Genomic DNA, 14,760 nt, shown 5'->3' with positions numbered 1-14,760 from the left:
GACGTCCCTGCCGCCGCCCTCACCCGCAGGTGCCCGGCCGCTCCCAAGAGACGCGGTCCGGCGCCGATTTGGGCTGCCGGGAGGGCACGGTGCCGCCGTACGGCCCGGTGGGGAAAGATGGGACCACCAGCGAAGAACCACCGATGTGGAGGTGCGGGCACATGCAGCACGAGCGAGCGGGCCGTCCGGCCGGCCCCGAAGATCTCGTCGACGTAGCCCGGTTGGTCACCGCGTACTACGCGCTCCACCCCGACCCGGCCGAACCCGGCCAGCGCGTCGCCTTCGGCACGTCAGGACACCGCGGTTCGTCCCTGGCGACCGCGTTCAACGAGGACCACATCGCCGCGACGAGCCAGGCCATCTGCGAGTACCGCGAAGGCCGGGGCATCGACGGCCCGCTCTTCCTGGGCGCCGACAGCCACGCGCTCTCGGAACCCGCGAAGGTCACCGCCCTGGAGGTGTTCGCGGCCAACGACGTGTCGGTGCTCCTCGACAGCGCGGACGGCTACACGCCCACTCCGGCGGTGTCGCACGCCATCCTCACGTACAACCGCGGACGCACCTCGGGCCTCGCCGACGGTGTGGTCGTCACCCCCTCCCACAATCCGCCCGCCGACGGCGGCTTCAAGTACAACCCCCCGAACGGCGGCCCGGCGGGCTCCGAGGCGACCTCCTGGATCCAGGACCGGGCCAACGAACTCATCAGGGACGGCCTCAAGGGCGTACGCCGCATCCCCTACGCCCGGGCGCTCGCCGCACCCGGCACCGGCCGTCACGACTTCCTCGGCACCTACGTGGCCGATCTGCCGCGGGTGCTGGACCTGGACGCGATCCGCGCGGCCGGGGTCCGCATCGGCGCCGACCCGCTCGGCGGGGCCTCGGTCGCCTACTGGGGGCGCATCGCAGAACAGCACGCGCTCGACCTGACCGTGGTCAACCCGCTCACCGACCCCACCTGGCGCTTCATGACGCTGGACTGGGACGGCAAGATCCGCATGGACTGCTCGTCGCCCTACGCGATGGCCTCGCTCATCGAGCGGCGCGACCGCTTCCAGATCTCCACGGGCAACGACGCCGACGCCGACCGCCACGGGATCGTCACCCCGGACGGCGGGCTCATGAACCCGAACCACTACCTCGCGGCCGCCATCGCCTACCTCTACACCCACCGGGAGCAGTGGCCCGCAGGGACGGGGATCGGCAAGACCCTGGTGTCGTCCGGAATGATCGACCGGGTCGCGGCCGATCTCGGCCGCCGGCTGGTCGAGGTGCCCGTCGGGTTCAAGTGGTTCGTGGACGGGCTGGTCGACGGCTCCCTCGGGTTCGGCGGCGAGGAGTCGGCGGGCGCCTCGTTCCTGCGTCGCGACGGCTCCGTCTGGACCACCGACAAGGACGGCATCATCCTGGCCCTGCTCGCCTCCGAGATCACGGGCGTCACCGGGAAGACGCCCTCCGAGCACTACGCGGGGCTCACCTCGCGCTTCGGGGAACCCGCCTACGAGCGCATCGACGCCCCGGCCTCGCGCGAGGAGAAGGCCCTCCTGGCCAAGCTGTCACCCGCGCAGATCACCACCGACACGCTCGCCGGGGAGGCGGTCACCGCCGTCCTCACCGAGGCGCCGGGCAACGGCGCGCCGATCGGCGGCATCAAGGTGACGACCGAGAACGCCTGGTTCGCGGCCCGCCCGTCGGGCACCGAGGACGTCTACAAGATCTACGCGGAGTCGTTCCGCGGCGCCGACCACCTGCGCCTGGTGCAGGACGAGGCGAAGGCGGTGGTCTCCGCGGCCCTGTCCGGCTGAGCCCCGGTGCGCGGCGCCGTGTCCCCGCGGCACGGCGCCCGCGGCGGAGTGCCGGAGGACGGCCGGCGGACGGCCTGGCAGCGGGACGCGCCGGGTGTCCCGTGACGGCCCGGCGGCATGATGGCCCGTATGCGCATCCGTATCGACGCCGTCGACCTGCCCGGCCGTACCTGCCCCGCCCCCGACGGCCGTGGCGCCGTCGCGGCGTACGACAACATCCATGTGGCTGTGCAACGCCGTGACCGTCCGGCCGAACTCCTCGATCCCCAGCCCGGCGACGGCGCCCGGGCGACCTGGACGCTCGCCTGCACGGCGGAGCCCTCGCCGACGGGGATCGAACTGAAGGGCCCCTACCTGCAGCACCGCCTGGGGCACCGCTTCATCTATCTGTCCTGGGGCGCGGTCGACGAGGCGGGCGTCTTCAGCATGTTCCGCCGCGCCAAGCTGATGCTCGACGCCGTCCCCTCCGACGTTCTCGAAGAGGCCGTGCGTCGGGGCCTCCTGGTCGGGCGGCTGGGCCTGACCGACGCGCACGGCAACCCGCGATGCGCCCGCGTCGTGCCGCCGGACATCGCGTGGACGGCCGAAGCGGCCGCATAGCCACGCTCCCGAGTCGGAACGAGTTAGAGCCTCTAACGAAAGCTCTTGACGTTCACGCCTGTCAGTTATAGCTTCTAACTAAAGCGATAGCAGATAACTCGCGCGGAACGCAGTGGAGGTCGTCATGAACGCCGAAGGGCTCGTCGAGGTCGTCCTGCCGGGCAAGGTGGAGCCCGAAGGTCTGGAGATCCGGCACGGCGCCGTGCCCGTCGCGGGTCCCGGTCAGGTCGTCGTCCGGATGGAGGCGACGGGCGTGTCCTTCGCCGAACAGCAGATGCGCCGCGGGCGGTACTACGACCAGCCGCCGTTCCCCTTCGTGCCCGGCTACGACCTGGTCGGCACGGTCCTCACCACCGGCCCGGGAGTGGACCCGGCGCTGGCCGGCACCCGGGTCGCGGCCCTGCTCAAGGTCGGCGGCTGGGCCAGCCACGTGTGCGTGGAAGCGGCCGACGTCGTGCCCGTCCCGGACGGGATCGGGGCGGCGGAGGCGGAGACCGTCGTCGTCAACGGCATCACCGCCTGGCAGATGCTGCACCGCAAGGCGCGGATCCGCGCGGGCGGGACCGTGCTCGTGCACGGCGCCAACGGCGGTGTGGGTTCCGTCCTGGTCCAGCTCGCCCGCGCCGCCGGCGCCGAGGTGATCGGCACGGCCTCGGCACGCCACCACGACGCCCTGCGGGAACAGGGCGTCGTCCCCGTCGACTACCGCGCCGGGGATGTCGCCGCACGCGTACGGGAACTCGCGCCCGGCGGGGTCGACGCCGTGTTCGACCACGTCGGGGGCCGCAGTGCCGTCGACTCCTGGCACCTGCTCGCCCCCGGCGGGACGCTCGTCTCCTACGGCAGCGCCTCCACCAGGGACGACACGGGGTCCAAGCAGTGGCCCGTGCTCAAACTGCTCGGCCGGGTATGGCTGTGGAACGCCCTGCCCAACGGCCGCCACGCGTACTTCTTCAACATCTGGGCCGGCCGTGCCCTGTCCCGGAACCGCTTCCGGGCCCGGCTGCGCGCCGACCTCACCCAGGTCTTCGGCGCCCTCCAGCGCGGTGACGTCACCGCCCGGATCGCCGCCCGACTGCCGCTGACCGAGGCCGCCGAGGCACTGCGCCTGGCCGAGTCCGGCACGGTCGCCGGAAAGGTCGTCCTGAACCCGTAGGCAAGCCGCGGACGCTAGGACTGCTCCTCGACGACCATCTCGCCCAGCAGCGACCAGTCGTCCTGCGGGATCTTCACGTTCACGATGCGCGGCGTGGCGGTCAGGTGCCGGGGCAGTGTCTGCTGGGCCGCCTTGAAGTGTGCGGACTGGACGTGGGAGGCCCCGGCCTCGTCGTCCCGGAAGGCCTCGACGAGGACGTACTCCGCCGGGTCGTCCAGGCTCCGGGACCAGTCGAACCACAGGCAGCCGGGCTCGGCGCGGGTCGCCGCCGTGAAGTCGGCGGTGATCTCCGGCCACTTCTCCGCGTCCTCGGGACGGACTGCGAACTTGACGGTGATGAAGATCATCAGGGCTCCTCGGGCCTCGGGGCGGTGTCGAGCCATTCTGTGCCGTCCGCGGCGGGTGAACACCAGGAGCCCGTAGGCCGATCGGGGGAATCGCCGTGGCCGGACCGCTCGCGTCGGGCGCTCACCCTCGAACAGCCTTGCGGAGCCTCGTCGGGCTCTGTATCGTTTTTCGATAACATCGATAATCGATATGGGGGAGTCATGGCGAGGGTACGCAATCCACTGGAGCCGATGTCGAGCGCGGTCACGTCGATCGTGATGCTCTTCTCGGTGCTGACGGTCCTCGGCGTGTTCGGTTCGATGTTCGTGGACGGAGTCAGCGTCCTCGGTGTCGGAGACACGACGATCTGCGTCACGGACGAGACGAAGACGGTGAATTCCGGTGTGCCCTCGCACCTGGACTTCACGGCGGCTCCGGGAGCCTCCTTGGACCTGGGCGCCCACCCGGGCTACTGCACCGACGACCCCAGCACGGTCCAGGGCCTGCTCAACACCGCGACCCAGGCTCCCTCGTTCGTCTTCACCGTGGGGGCGCTCCTGCTCGTCCTCCGGCTGATCAGAGGAGCCGAGGGAGACGGCCTCTACACCGCGCGGACGGCGGAGCGGCTGCGCGGCGTGGGCTGGTGGCTGCTGGCCGGCAGCGTGCTCGCCGCGATCGTGGCGTCGGTCAGTGAGAAGGCGCTGATCGACTCGCTGAGCAGAGGCGGCGACGTCGGCGCTCTGTCCGGGCTGATTTCGTGGGACGCTCCGTACATGGCGATACTCACCGGCCTCGGCGTCCTCTCCTTCGCCCGGATCATGCGCGTCGGCGTCGCCATGCGAGAAGACCTCGACGGAACGGTCTGATGCCGGAGGACAAGGAGGAGCACGCGATCGAGGTCCACCTCGACCGTCTGCTCGAAGAACGCGGCATGACCCTGGCCGAACTCGCGGACCGGGTCGGTGTCACTCATGTGAACCTGTCGATCCTGAAGAACGGCCGGGCCAGGGCCGTGCGCTTCACCACGCTGACGCGGCTCTGCGAGGTGCTGGAGTGCCAGCCGGGAGACATCCTCAGTCATCGCCGGCCCGCGTAGGGGCCGGGGTGCGGTCGAGGGGGTCGGCCTCGGGCCGTTCGTCGGTGAGTTCGGGCTCCAGGCCCTCGCCGACGTCGGCACGGGGCTTGCCGGCATCGGCCCGCCAGGCCTCGAACGCCCAGGCGGTGAGGGTGACGACGGTCAGACCGAGCAGCCAGCCGCCCAGCACATCGCTGAACCAGTGCACGCCCAGCGCGACCCGGGTGAAGCCGACACCGACGACGGAGAGCACGGCGGCGGCCCAGCACAGGGCGCGCCAGGAACGCGGCACGAAGGGCAGCAGGACCAGCAGCAGGATGGCGAACGACGTGGTGGCCGTCATCGCGTGACCCGACGGGAAGGAGAACCCGGGCGCCCGTGCCACCGGATCCTCCAGTGCCGGGCGTGCCCGCTCCACGACCGCCTTCACCAGGAGCCCGATCAGCCCGCCGACCACCGCCGTCACCGCGGACCAGGCGGCCAGCCGCCAGGCCCGGCGGTACACCAGCCAGAGCGTCAGCGCGGCGACAACCGTGCGCAGGGTGACCGGATCCCAGACCCGGTCGGAGAGGAAACGCAGCGTACTGGTCCAGGCGGAATGCTCCAGGGCGATCTCGTGCAGCCGCCGGGCGGCGCCCGCGTCCACCCGGCGCAGGGGCTGCCACCTGCCCTCGACGAGGACGAGGAGCAGGCCGAACGGCACCGCGGTGATCGCGGCCACCGCGGCCGCGCCGAGCAGGCGGGCGCCGAACCGGCGGTCGGCCGCCGCCCGTCGGCGGTCCCGCAGCTTCTGGACCGTTGTACGTGCCGCCATTCACACTCCAGGATCGGGTTCGACCGGACCGGGGCGCCGCGCGCGCGAGGCTTCGAGCTGCGCGGCGAAGGACAGTCCGAGAAACAGGGCGATCGAGGTCAGATAGGCCCAGAGTAGGAGCGACATGAAGGCGCTGAGGGGCCCGTAGACCGTGTCGAAGGTACCGCTGAGCCCGAGGTAGAGGCTCAACAGCCAGGTCAGCGCCGTCCACAGCACGAGGTAGACGGCGGCGCCGAAGACCAGCCAGGTGTAGCCCGGCTGGCGGCGGCGGGGTGAGCGGCGGAAGATCGCGCTGGCCGAGATGAGGGCGAGGAGCAGCCCGGAGGGCCAACGCAGCACGTCCCAGGCGGTCCTGGCGCCCCCGTCGAGGTGATAGACCGTCACGACCGCGGACGCCAGATCGCCGCCGGCCACCATCAGGACGAATCCGAGGCCGAGCGGAATTCCCGCGCTCAGGGACATGACCAGGCCGCGCAGATACTTCCGGTGGAAGACACGGTCGCGCTCGTTGCCGTAGATCCGGTTGGCGCCGCGCTCGATCTGGCACATCGCGGTGGTCACGTTGACCAGGGAGAAGGCCAGCCCGAACCACAGGGCGACCTGCGCCCCGTCGCCCGCCGTGTGCCGGCTGCGGCGCAGCGCGTCGTCGACGACGTCGGCGCTCGGGCCCGCGGAGATCCGGCGGATCGTCAACTCGGCGACTCTGCCGATGTTCTCGGTGTGCAGGACCGAGGACAGGCCCACGAACGCGATGACGAGCGGGATCAGGGACAGCACGGTCTGGAGGGCGAGCGCACGGGAATGGCTGAAGCCGTCGGCGTAGCGGAACCGGATGAACGCGTCGCGCAGCAGCGGCCAGCCGCCGTACCGGCGCAGCGACGCGAGGGCTTCGTCGGCGGAGAGTTCGTCGCCGGACATGGCACGGGTCTCCGGGACCTTCGTCGCGGTACCCATTCACTTCTCCCGGGAGGGCAGCATGACGGTCAGAGCACCGGGCCGGACCTCGGCGGTGAGGTGCCGGCCGGGGCCCACCGGATCCCCGTCGAGTTCCCTGGACTGCGGCGTGTCGAAGGTGAGTTCGGCGCGCCGGAAGGTGAAGAACTCCACGGGAACCCTGTGGTGGCCGTCGCCTTCGGACACCGGGGTCCGGACGGTGGACGGCCGCGACGGCGTGCCGCGCCCGCGCAGCAGCGTCCGCACGGCGCGGAGCCAGCCGCCCATTCCGCGCGGGTCGAGGACGAGGAGGTCGAGCAGTCCGTCGTCGGGACGGGCGGCGGGCAGCAGCGTGACTCCGCCCTGCACGGCCGCGACGTTGGCGACGAGCACCATGCGCGCCGTGCGGCTAAAGGCGGGGGATCCGTCGAGCCGGATCGTCACCCGCATACGCGGTGTGCGCAGGGTTCCGATCCCGGCGAGCGCGTAGGCGGGCCAGCCGAGGGCGGCCTTGGCACGCGGATCGGCGTGCTCCATCATCGCGGCGTCGAGGCCGGCCCCGGCCATCGCGGCGAACCGGGTGGCGGTCAGGCCGTCGCCCTCGACGGCGGCGAGGTCGATCCGGTGCGGAGCGCCGCCGAGCGCCGCGTCGAGCGCGGCGACCGGGGAGAGCGGCAGGTCGAGATTGCGGGCCAGCAGATTGCCGGTGCCGCAGGGGACGACCGCCAGCGGAACATCGCTGCCCGCCAGGGCGTCGGCGACCGTCCGGACCGTGCCGTCGCCTCCGCAGACCACGACGAGGGTCGCGCCCTCGCGGACGGCATGTGCCGTCTGTCCGGCGCCGGGGTCGTCCGCGGTGGTCTCCAGGAACACGGGGTCGCGGTGACCGTGCCGTTCGAGGGTCCGCCGCAGTTCGTCCCGATCGGGCGCGTCGGACACCGTGGGGTTGAGGATCACGGCGGTCGTGCCGGGCGGACGCTCCTCGGCGGTCGGTGCGGCGGGTGCGCGGTGGGCGGTCGGCGCGGCGGTCACGGACCGGTCGACCAGCAGGGCGCGTCCCACGATCAGCAGGGACAGCCCGCCGTTCGTGAGGCCGCCCAGGACGTCCGTGGGGTGATGCATGCCGCGGTAGAGCCGCGCGGCGCCCACGAGCAGCGGCAGGAGCAGCAGCAGCCCGCCCACGACCTTGCGCCACGGCCCGCGGACCTTGGAGAGCACGAGGACCGCCAGACCCGCGTAGAGCGCGGTCGCGGCCCCGGTGTGCCCGGAGGTGTAACTCGACGTGGGCGGCGACGCGTCGAGCCGGTCGACCTCCGGCCTGTGCCGGTCCACCGACTCGGTGACGGCCAGGAAGACGAGCGACTGGAGCGAGACGGCCACGGCGAGGAAGATCGCCTGGCGCCACATCGGGAGGCGGGGTATCAGGAGCAGTCCCAGGCAGGTCAGAAGCGTGATGGCCACGACCGTGAGGGTGTTGCCGGCCTCCGAGGCGACGGACGACAGCGCGGTGAGGGTGCCGGTGCGGGCCTGTTCGAGGCGCTCGTTCACGGTGTCCTCGGCCGTCAGCGGCCACAGCCCGCGGGCGGGACCGGTGATGAGCAGTCCGAAGCCCACCATCGTCGCCGCCTGGCAGGCGGTCAGCGCGGCGATGCGCGCGGCGGTCGGGCCGGTGCCCCGGGGCAGTGCGAACGAGCGGGCGGCGCCCGCGGCTTCGGTGCGGCTGCCGGTCATTCCGGCGGCTCCGTCCGGTACGGCGGTCGGCATCGGGGTCTCCCAGGGGGCAGCGCGGTACGGCCGGATTCCGCCCGGGACGCGCTTCCTCCCGGGTCCACGGCCGTTTGCCCCGGATCGCCTCGGACAGACCTGTCGCGGCCTGCTCCGGACGAAAGCGAACGGTCCTCGTACGGCGCGCTGCCGTACGAGGACCGGTGGGTGTGCCTGGTGCCCCGGCTCAGCCGTGGTACGTGATGTAGCCGTTGCCGTCGGCGTCGTTGGCCGACTTGGTGTACGCGTGGGAGTCGGCGCGGGCGCCGGAGGACTTCACCAGGTAGATGCTGTCCTTGTCGTTGTTCCAGATGAAGTTGCAGTTCTGGCGGTAGACGACGTTCCCGGCGTCCGAGTCGGTGCCGTGGCCGCCGCGGAGCTTCACGGAGTCCCCGGGCTCCAGGTAGTGGTTCGCCGGGAAGGTGAACCGGTTGCCCGCCGCGTCCTTGACGACGTAACCCTTGAGGTTCACGGTCGTGGAGCGCGAGTAGTTCTTGATGGTCAGGTACTCGCTCTTCGAGTTGCCGCTGGAGCAGCTGTTGGAGTCCCGGCCGGGCGCGTCGTACTGGACGCCCTTGATCTTCAGCGCCGACGAATACTCCGTGGCCTGGGCCGGAGCCGTGGCGACGGCGGCGAGCGTGCCGGCGGCGGCCGCGGTGGCGGCCAGGGCGATACGGATACGCATGAGGAATCCCCCCTCAGTGGTGCGGATGGAGCCCCGTGAGCATAGCGACGATGTGATCAATGGATGACGAGAATGTGTGGGATTCGTAAGACCTGCTGGTCGCCGCCCCGCTGTGACTTCGCCCACCTCCTCTTGTCCGACAAGAAAGGCATACCTAAGTTCTCTCCCATGACCGCACAAATTCCCCCGCGCCCCACTGGCCCCGACCCCGAGCTGGTCGAGTTCACGATCGACCTCACCGCCCAGGAGGTCGCGCGACAGGCCCAGGTCCTGGCCGCCCTCGGCCCCGACTGGGACCCCATGGAGGTGATGCGCCAGGAGGAGGCCGCGTACGCGCTCCTGTACTCCGGGCTCGACGAGGAGCAGCAGCGCGTGTACGACGGCCTCGTCGCGGCCGGTGTGCTCCCCCCTCGCGGAGACGGCCGTGCTGCCGCTTGACCCGCAGGCCGACATCGGGCGGCGCGCCTGGGTGACGTGCCCGAACTGCGCGGACAGCCGCGGATGCGTGCCCTGCGGGCAGCGCCGGTCCTGCTCCGACCACTGGCGCTATCTGCTCTCCACCACGGGAAGCCTGCTCCACCTGCAGTGCCCGTCGTGCACCCACGTCTGGGTCCACGAGACCGGATTCGGCGCCACCCGCTCCCTGTGGAGCCGCATCACGGGCGGCCGCGCCGGGCGGTGAAGCGGCCGGCCGGTACGGAGGGCACGGAATCCGCCCACCCCCGGTGATCCGCACGTCACGGCGGGGTTATCCTCGGGGCCCCAGGCGGGTCGAACTCGTCCGACGCGCCGCTGTGGGAAGATCACAGCCCCGCACGACAGCAGTCCGGGCCCGCGCACGCCATCGCTCGTAGATTCGAGGACGCTCGCGGCCCACCGGTGAATGACGGACCGGCCCGCGCGGGTAAAGAAACTCCATGCGCATCTGCGCGAATTCCCACTGCCGAAGGACTGCCGGTCTTGGACCTCCCACACTCAGAATCTCCTGCCGCGCGGCGTCCCGGACGCTCGTGGACCGTCCGCATCTCCGGCCACAGCGACCGCACCGCGTCCGTCACGTGCTCCTCTCCCTGTGCCATGCCGCCGCGCTCCCGCGACCTCGCTGCGCTGCGCCGTTTCGCCGAGGCCCACATCGGGGCGCACGCCCGCGCGGCCACCGTGCACGCGGACGCCGCCTGCGCCTGCCGCCAGACGCAGTGCGCCGCGCACGAGGGCAGCCAGGTGCACTGCATGGGCAGCGTGCTGCTGGTGCTGCGCCATGATCCGGCCATTGCCCAGGTGTGGAACCTGATGGAAGTCTGCGCCGCCTGCGCCCCGTTGATGACGCACACCCGGGTCCTGGGCCGCGCGCTGCCGCGCACCCGTACGCCCTCGGCGCCCTCCGCTCCTGCCGCCACCGCCGGTGCCCCCGTGGTCGCTCCCGCGGTTCCCGGTGGATTCAGCGCCCCGAGCGGACCCGGTTTCAACAGCGCGGACGCGCCCCCGGCGCCCTCGCGCCGCCGCTCCGGCGGACGGGGTCGTCCCCAGCCCCGGCAGGGCCGGCGGGACCAGGGCAGATCGCGCGGCTGACCGCGGTCCGGCCCGCGGCCCGCTGACCGCGTTCCCGCCCCCCCCACCGGGCCGGCCTCGCGCACGGGTCGTGCCGGAGGTGTGCACAAGGCCCGGACCGGGGCATTTTCGTGAACGGCATGGAGTCGGTTGAGAGTTCATCATCGACTGAAAGATGTTGCATGCCTTTGCGCAATTCTTGCAGGCGTTGCAAGGTGGCTCGCGTCGCGGCTCCACGGCCGCGGCATTCGCCGACCTGAAGGACGCCTCCATGTTCACCACCAGCCGCTCCGTACGTCCGCGTGGGCTCAGGGCAGGTCTGGGCCTGTCCGTCGCCGTGCTGGGTCTGCTGGGTGCCGCCGGCGCACCCGCCACAGCGCGAGACGCAGGGCGGGGCGTCGTCACGGGTGACGCCGCCGACGCGACGCCCGCCCCGGACTGCGTCCACTACTACAGCGACTGGCGCTACACGACCGTCGTCAACGACTGCGACACCACCGTGGACGTCACCGTCCTGTACACCGAGTACCAGGACGCCCCGTGCCGCACCCTGCCTCCCCGGGCGATCGCCACCTTCGCCGGCTACGGCCCCCAGCTCAACTACGTCACCGGCCTGAGCGCCTGCACCCCGCCGACCGCGTGAAGCCCCCGCACACGACGGGGCCCGGGCGACGGGATCCCCTCTCGCCCGGGCCCGCGGTCATGTCAGGGGCAGTGGTACCTGAGCTTCGCCGACGCGGTGTCGTGGGCGGGGGAGAGCAGGTGGAGTTCGGCCTTCGCCGCGTAGCGGCCGGTGCCCTGGAACGTCCACAGCAGGTGCAGGCTCGCCTGCTTCTGGCCGCGCGTGAGGTCCTCGTGCAGGACGTCCGATGAGGTGCCGTCGCTGCGGACCCAGCGGTACGTGAGTTCACCGGCCCTGCCGTTGGTGGTGACCGTGGCCGTGATGTCGGCCGTCTCCTCGCAGCCGGGGGAGGGCGACGCGGTCGAGACCGTGACGTCCTCCACCTCGAGGGACGGCGTCGCACGGTGCCACAGCAGGAAGGCGACGACGGCCAGCAGCACCAAGCCCGGCAGCGCGTGCCGGCGCCAGGTCCGGCGGCGCCGTACCGGCACGACCGCGGGAACGTGGCCGACCCGGCGCATGGTGTCGGCGGTCACGCCGGGGCCGAATCGCAGCAGTGTGCCCTCGACCCGGTCGGGCCCGACCTCCTCGACCCTTGTGCCCGACAGCTCGATGGTCGCCGGACTCTCGGTGAGGGCCAGGGTGTCGGACGAGTCCGGCCGCTGGATCCAGTGACTGGCCAGCACCGTCGCGCTGTAGTCGTCGTCGGGGGAGGAGGCGCCCGAGGCGCTCTGGTTCTGGTTCATCCGATCGAGCACCGCCGGGTGAGAAGCTGCTGCGAGGCGCCGCCGTCGGCGGAGGCCGGCTTGGTGTCGGCCTGGACGCTCCAGTAGCAGCCCGTTCCCTGGAACGTGTGGTCGAGGGCGATGGTGTACTGGGTCGAACCGCTGCGCCGGTACGTCTCCGCCGCCCCGTCCTGCGTTCCTGACTGGCCGCCGGCCTCACCGGTGAACCACGCGACCGTGAGCGTGACCGGCCCGGTGCCGTCGGTGGTGACGGTGACCGACGCCGTCGCCGTCGAGGTGCCCGTCTGCCGGAAGCCGCTCAGCGCGACGGACCTGACCTTGACGGTGGGGGTCGGTGACGGGGAGGCCGTGGTGGGCTCCGCCGTCGTCGTGGTCGGTGCCGTCGGAGGCGCGAGGGTGGCCGACGCCGACGCGGTGGTGCTCGCGGACGCCGAGGGGGACGGACCCGCGGTGGTGTCCGTGGCCGAACCGGACGGCGTGGGCGAAGCCGGCCCGGACGAGGAGGACGACGGCGTCGGGGAACCGGAGTCCGCCGTCGCCGTGGGGCCGCCGTCACCGGCCGGCTGCGCACTGGTGGTGGCCAGTGCCTCCGCGGCCCTTCCCGGTGTGCCGAAGTCCGGGGCGTGCCGGTCGATGCCGTACGTCAGCAGGAGGGCCGCGACGAGCGCGGCACCGGACACGAGCAGGGAGCGGAGACTCGGCTGCCAGACGCGGAGCCAGTCGGGCGTCCTGCCGAGAACGGTGCGGGCGACGTCCGTCGCGTGACGCGGCACGGAAGGGGCTGAGGGAAGCAGCAACAGGAACAGGGCGACGAGCGCGGCGAGTTGGCGGCGGCCGCGCTCCTCCCAGTCCGGACCGTACGCGCCGCCGGCCGTCGCCTCGAGTTCCGCGACGAAGTCCTCGGCGTGCGCGGGCCGTTGATCGGGCTCCTTGGCGAGGCCCCGCTGGACGAGGGAGCGGACCGGCTCGGGGACCTCGTCGGCGGGGATGACTCCGTCCACGTGCTGCAGGGCGAGTTCGGCCAGGTTCTCGCCCGTGTAGGGCTTGCGGCCGGTCAGACACTCGAAGAACGTCGCGGTCGCCGCATAGACGTCGGCGGCCGGTGAGGCGGGCGCGCCCGTCCACTGCTCGGGAGCCATGTACGAGGGCGTGCCCGCGATGCCCGCCGTGGTGCCGTCGGTGGCAGCGATCCCGAAGTCGACCAGCTTGGAGGTGCCGTCGGGGCGGACGAGGACGTTCTCCGGCTTGTAGTCGCGGTGGACGACGCCGACACGGTGGGCGTCGGCGAGGCCGAGCAGCGAGCCCTTGAGGAGGACGAGCGCGGCCTCCGGATCGAGGGGAGCCTGCTGGGCGAGCAGCACCCGCAGGCACACCCCGTCGACCAGCTCCATGACGATGGCGGCGCCCTCGGGGCCCTCCACGTACTCGTAGAGGCCGGCCACGTGGTCGCTGCGCAGCCCGCCGAGCAGCCGCGCCTCCGCCCGGAACTCCTGTACGAAGCCCGGACGGGTGCGCAGCGACTCGCTGAGGTACTTCACCGCGACCGGATGGCCGGTCTCCTCGTGCACGGCCAGCGCGACGCGACCGCTCGCCCCCGCACCCAGCTCGCGGGACTCCGCGTAGCCCGGTACCGCCCATGTGTTCATGACTCATGCCTCCCCGAGACGTGGGGCCCTTGAGACGGTCCGGTCCCCGCGCGCTCCAGTCGAGTGCTGAGACACGATCGGGGCCGCTTCGGTTGCAGGCGGCGCGGAACGGATCGCCGGGCACCCGCTCCCGCCGGGCAGACGGGAATTGTCGGACAGGCCCTAGCCCAGTTCGGCCAGGTCCTCCGGGCTCAGTTCGAGTGCTCCCGCGGCGATGTTCTCCTCGAGGTGCGCCAGGGAGCCGGTGCCCGGGATGAGCAGGATGCCCGGCGACCGGGCCAGCAGCCAGGCCAGCGCCACCTGGGGTGTGGTCGCCCGGTGGCGCGCGGCCACGGACTCCAGGTGCTCGGCGGTGACCGGCTGGAAGCCGCCGACCGGGAAGAAGGGCACGTAGGCGATACCGGCCTCGGCGCAGGCGTCGACGAGGGGATCGTCGTCGCGCCGGGACAGGTTGTAGAGGTTCTGGACGCAGGCGATCGGCGCGATCTTGCGGGCCTCGGCGAACTGGTCGGCCGAGACGTTGGAGATGCCCAGATGCCGGATCAGGCCCTCGTCGCGCAGTGCCAGCAGTGTTTCCAGCGGCTCGGCCAGGGAGGTCGCGCCCGCCTCGCCGACATCACCCATCCGGAGGTTCACCACGTCCATCCGGTCCAGCCCGAGCGAGCGGAGGTTCGCCTCGACACCCCGGCGCAGATTGTCGGCGGTCAGGCCCGTCTTCTCCGCCGCGGGCAACGCGATGTCGCCACCCTCGACCAGGGCGCCCACCTTGGTCACGATCACCAGGTCGTCCGGGTAGGGGTGAAGCGCCTCCCGGATCAGCTCGTTCGCCGACACCCCGTCACGCGCGTAGTAGTACGAGGTGTCGATGTGGTTCACCCCGAGCTCCACCGCGCGGCGCAGGATGCCCAGCGAGGTGTCCCGGTCCGGCCGCTCGCCCCTGGGCCAGCCGGTCAGCTTCATCGCGCCGTAGCCGATGCGCGCGACGCCCAAGTCGCCGCCGATGTGCCATCGTTCAGTCGTCACGCCCATCACCCTAGGGCCT

The 14,760-nt window shown here is 72.0% G+C and carries 17 protein-coding genes; 9 read left to right on the top strand and 8 right to left on the bottom strand.

Features of this window, described 5'->3' with window-relative positions; all coding sequences use genetic code 11:
• Positions 1-161: 161 nt before the first annotated feature.
• From pgm to ACFYYF_RS01685, 3 genes are all read left to right on the top strand, one after another.
• Positions 162-1,802, top strand: a complete 1,641-nt coding sequence (gene pgm / locus ACFYYF_RS01695; protein ID WP_388770235.1) for a phosphoglucomutase (alpha-D-glucose-1,6-bisphosphate-dependent) — start codon at positions 162-164, stop codon at positions 1,800-1,802.
• Positions 1,803-1,931: 129 nt separating this feature from the next.
• A complete protein-coding gene (locus ACFYYF_RS01690; protein ID WP_388770233.1) occupies positions 1,932-2,402 on the top strand; it encodes a DUF5990 family protein in 471 nt (156 codons plus the stop codon).
• Between the two features lie 124 nt (positions 2,403-2,526).
• Positions 2,527-3,558: a medium chain dehydrogenase/reductase family protein gene (locus tag ACFYYF_RS01685; RefSeq protein ID WP_361689959.1), complete on the top strand. Its 1,032-nt coding sequence runs from the start codon at positions 2,527-2,529 to the stop codon at positions 3,556-3,558.
• A 14-nt stretch (positions 3,559-3,572) separates the two neighbouring features.
• Here the strand turns inward: ACFYYF_RS01685 and ACFYYF_RS01680 are convergent, their stop codons facing one another.
• A complete protein-coding gene (locus ACFYYF_RS01680; protein ID WP_388770230.1) occupies positions 3,573-3,905 on the bottom strand; it encodes a putative quinol monooxygenase in 333 nt (110 codons plus the stop codon).
• A gap of 201 nt (positions 3,906-4,106) precedes the next feature.
• Here ACFYYF_RS01680 and ACFYYF_RS01675 point away from each other — a divergent pair, with 201 nt between their 5' ends.
• Both ACFYYF_RS01675 and ACFYYF_RS01670 read left to right on the top strand, forming a co-directional pair.
• The gene (locus ACFYYF_RS01675; protein ID WP_388770228.1) at positions 4,107-4,751 is read left to right on the top strand and encodes a DUF2975 domain-containing protein; all 645 of its coding nucleotides are present in this window, start codon (positions 4,107-4,109) and stop codon (positions 4,749-4,751) included.
• Positions 4,751-4,981, top strand: coding sequence for a helix-turn-helix transcriptional regulator (locus tag ACFYYF_RS01670; RefSeq protein WP_361689968.1), 231 nt, complete (start codon positions 4,751-4,753; stop codon positions 4,979-4,981). Before ACFYYF_RS01675 ends, ACFYYF_RS01670 begins: the two co-directional genes overlap by 1 nt.
• Here the strand turns inward: ACFYYF_RS01670 and ACFYYF_RS01665 are convergent.
• From ACFYYF_RS01665 to ACFYYF_RS01650, 4 genes are all read right to left on the bottom strand, one after another.
• Positions 4,959-5,774 (bottom strand): phosphatase PAP2 family protein, encoded by an 816-nt coding sequence (locus ACFYYF_RS01665; RefSeq protein ID WP_388770225.1) that lies wholly within the window; start codon positions 5,772-5,774, stop codon positions 4,959-4,961. The two genes, ACFYYF_RS01670 and ACFYYF_RS01665, sit on opposite strands and share 23 nt — an antisense overlap.
• Entirely contained in the window at positions 5,775-6,728 is a 954-nt protein-coding gene (locus ACFYYF_RS01660; protein ID WP_388770222.1) for a YihY/virulence factor BrkB family protein, read from the bottom strand.
• Positions 6,729-8,471: a diacylglycerol kinase family protein gene (locus ACFYYF_RS01655; RefSeq protein WP_388770219.1), complete on the bottom strand. Its 1,743-nt coding sequence runs from the start codon at positions 8,469-8,471 to the stop codon at positions 6,729-6,731. It abuts the gene before it with no gap.
• Between the two features lie 187 nt (positions 8,472-8,658).
• A complete protein-coding gene (locus ACFYYF_RS01650) occupies positions 8,659-9,156 on the bottom strand; it encodes a lamin tail domain-containing protein (RefSeq protein ID WP_361689978.1) in 498 nt (165 codons plus the stop codon).
• Positions 9,157-9,324: 168 nt separating this feature from the next.
• On the opposite strand from ACFYYF_RS01650, the gene ACFYYF_RS01645 reads away from it, so the two are divergent.
• The 4 genes from ACFYYF_RS01645 to ACFYYF_RS01630 all read left to right on the top strand — a co-directional run bounded on the left by ACFYYF_RS01645 (position 9,325) and on the right by ACFYYF_RS01630 (position 11,347).
• Positions 9,325-9,594, top strand: a complete 270-nt coding sequence (locus ACFYYF_RS01645; protein WP_388770216.1) for a DUF6400 family protein — start codon at positions 9,325-9,327, stop codon at positions 9,592-9,594.
• Positions 9,581-9,838 (top strand): hypothetical protein, encoded by a 258-nt coding sequence (locus ACFYYF_RS01640; RefSeq protein ID WP_365494616.1) that lies wholly within the window; start codon positions 9,581-9,583, stop codon positions 9,836-9,838. Before ACFYYF_RS01645 ends, ACFYYF_RS01640 begins: the two co-directional genes overlap by 14 nt.
• 395 nt (positions 9,839-10,233) lie before the next feature.
• Positions 10,234-10,725, top strand: a complete 492-nt coding sequence (locus tag ACFYYF_RS01635) for a hypothetical protein (RefSeq protein ID WP_361689987.1) — start codon at positions 10,234-10,236, stop codon at positions 10,723-10,725.
• A gap of 250 nt (positions 10,726-10,975) precedes the next feature.
• A complete protein-coding gene (locus ACFYYF_RS01630) occupies positions 10,976-11,347 on the top strand; it encodes an alpha-amylase (RefSeq protein WP_388770213.1) in 372 nt (123 codons plus the stop codon).
• Between the two features lie 62 nt (positions 11,348-11,409).
• Here ACFYYF_RS01630 and ACFYYF_RS01625 read toward each other — a convergent pair whose 3' ends face one another.
• From ACFYYF_RS01625 to ACFYYF_RS01615, 3 genes are all read right to left on the bottom strand, one after another.
• Complete coding sequence (locus tag ACFYYF_RS01625) at positions 11,410-12,072, bottom strand: hypothetical protein (RefSeq protein WP_388770210.1); 663 nt, start codon at positions 12,070-12,072, stop codon at positions 11,410-11,412.
• Positions 12,069-13,718, bottom strand: coding sequence for a serine/threonine-protein kinase (locus ACFYYF_RS01620; protein ID WP_388770208.1), 1,650 nt, complete (start codon positions 13,716-13,718; stop codon positions 12,069-12,071). The genes ACFYYF_RS01625 and ACFYYF_RS01620 overlap by 4 nt, the downstream gene beginning before the upstream one ends.
• A 162-nt stretch (positions 13,719-13,880) precedes the next feature.
• Positions 13,881-14,747 (bottom strand): oxidoreductase, encoded by an 867-nt coding sequence (locus tag ACFYYF_RS01615; RefSeq protein WP_388770206.1) that lies wholly within the window; start codon positions 14,745-14,747, stop codon positions 13,881-13,883.
• Positions 14,748-14,760: the final 13 nt, after the last annotated feature.

This window comes from Streptomyces sp. NPDC001914 (assembly GCF_042891215.1).
In the GTDB taxonomy this organism is placed as follows: Bacteria; Actinomycetota; Actinomycetes; order Streptomycetales; family Streptomycetaceae; genus Streptomyces.
This window is presented reverse-complemented; position numbering and strand designations above follow the sequence as displayed.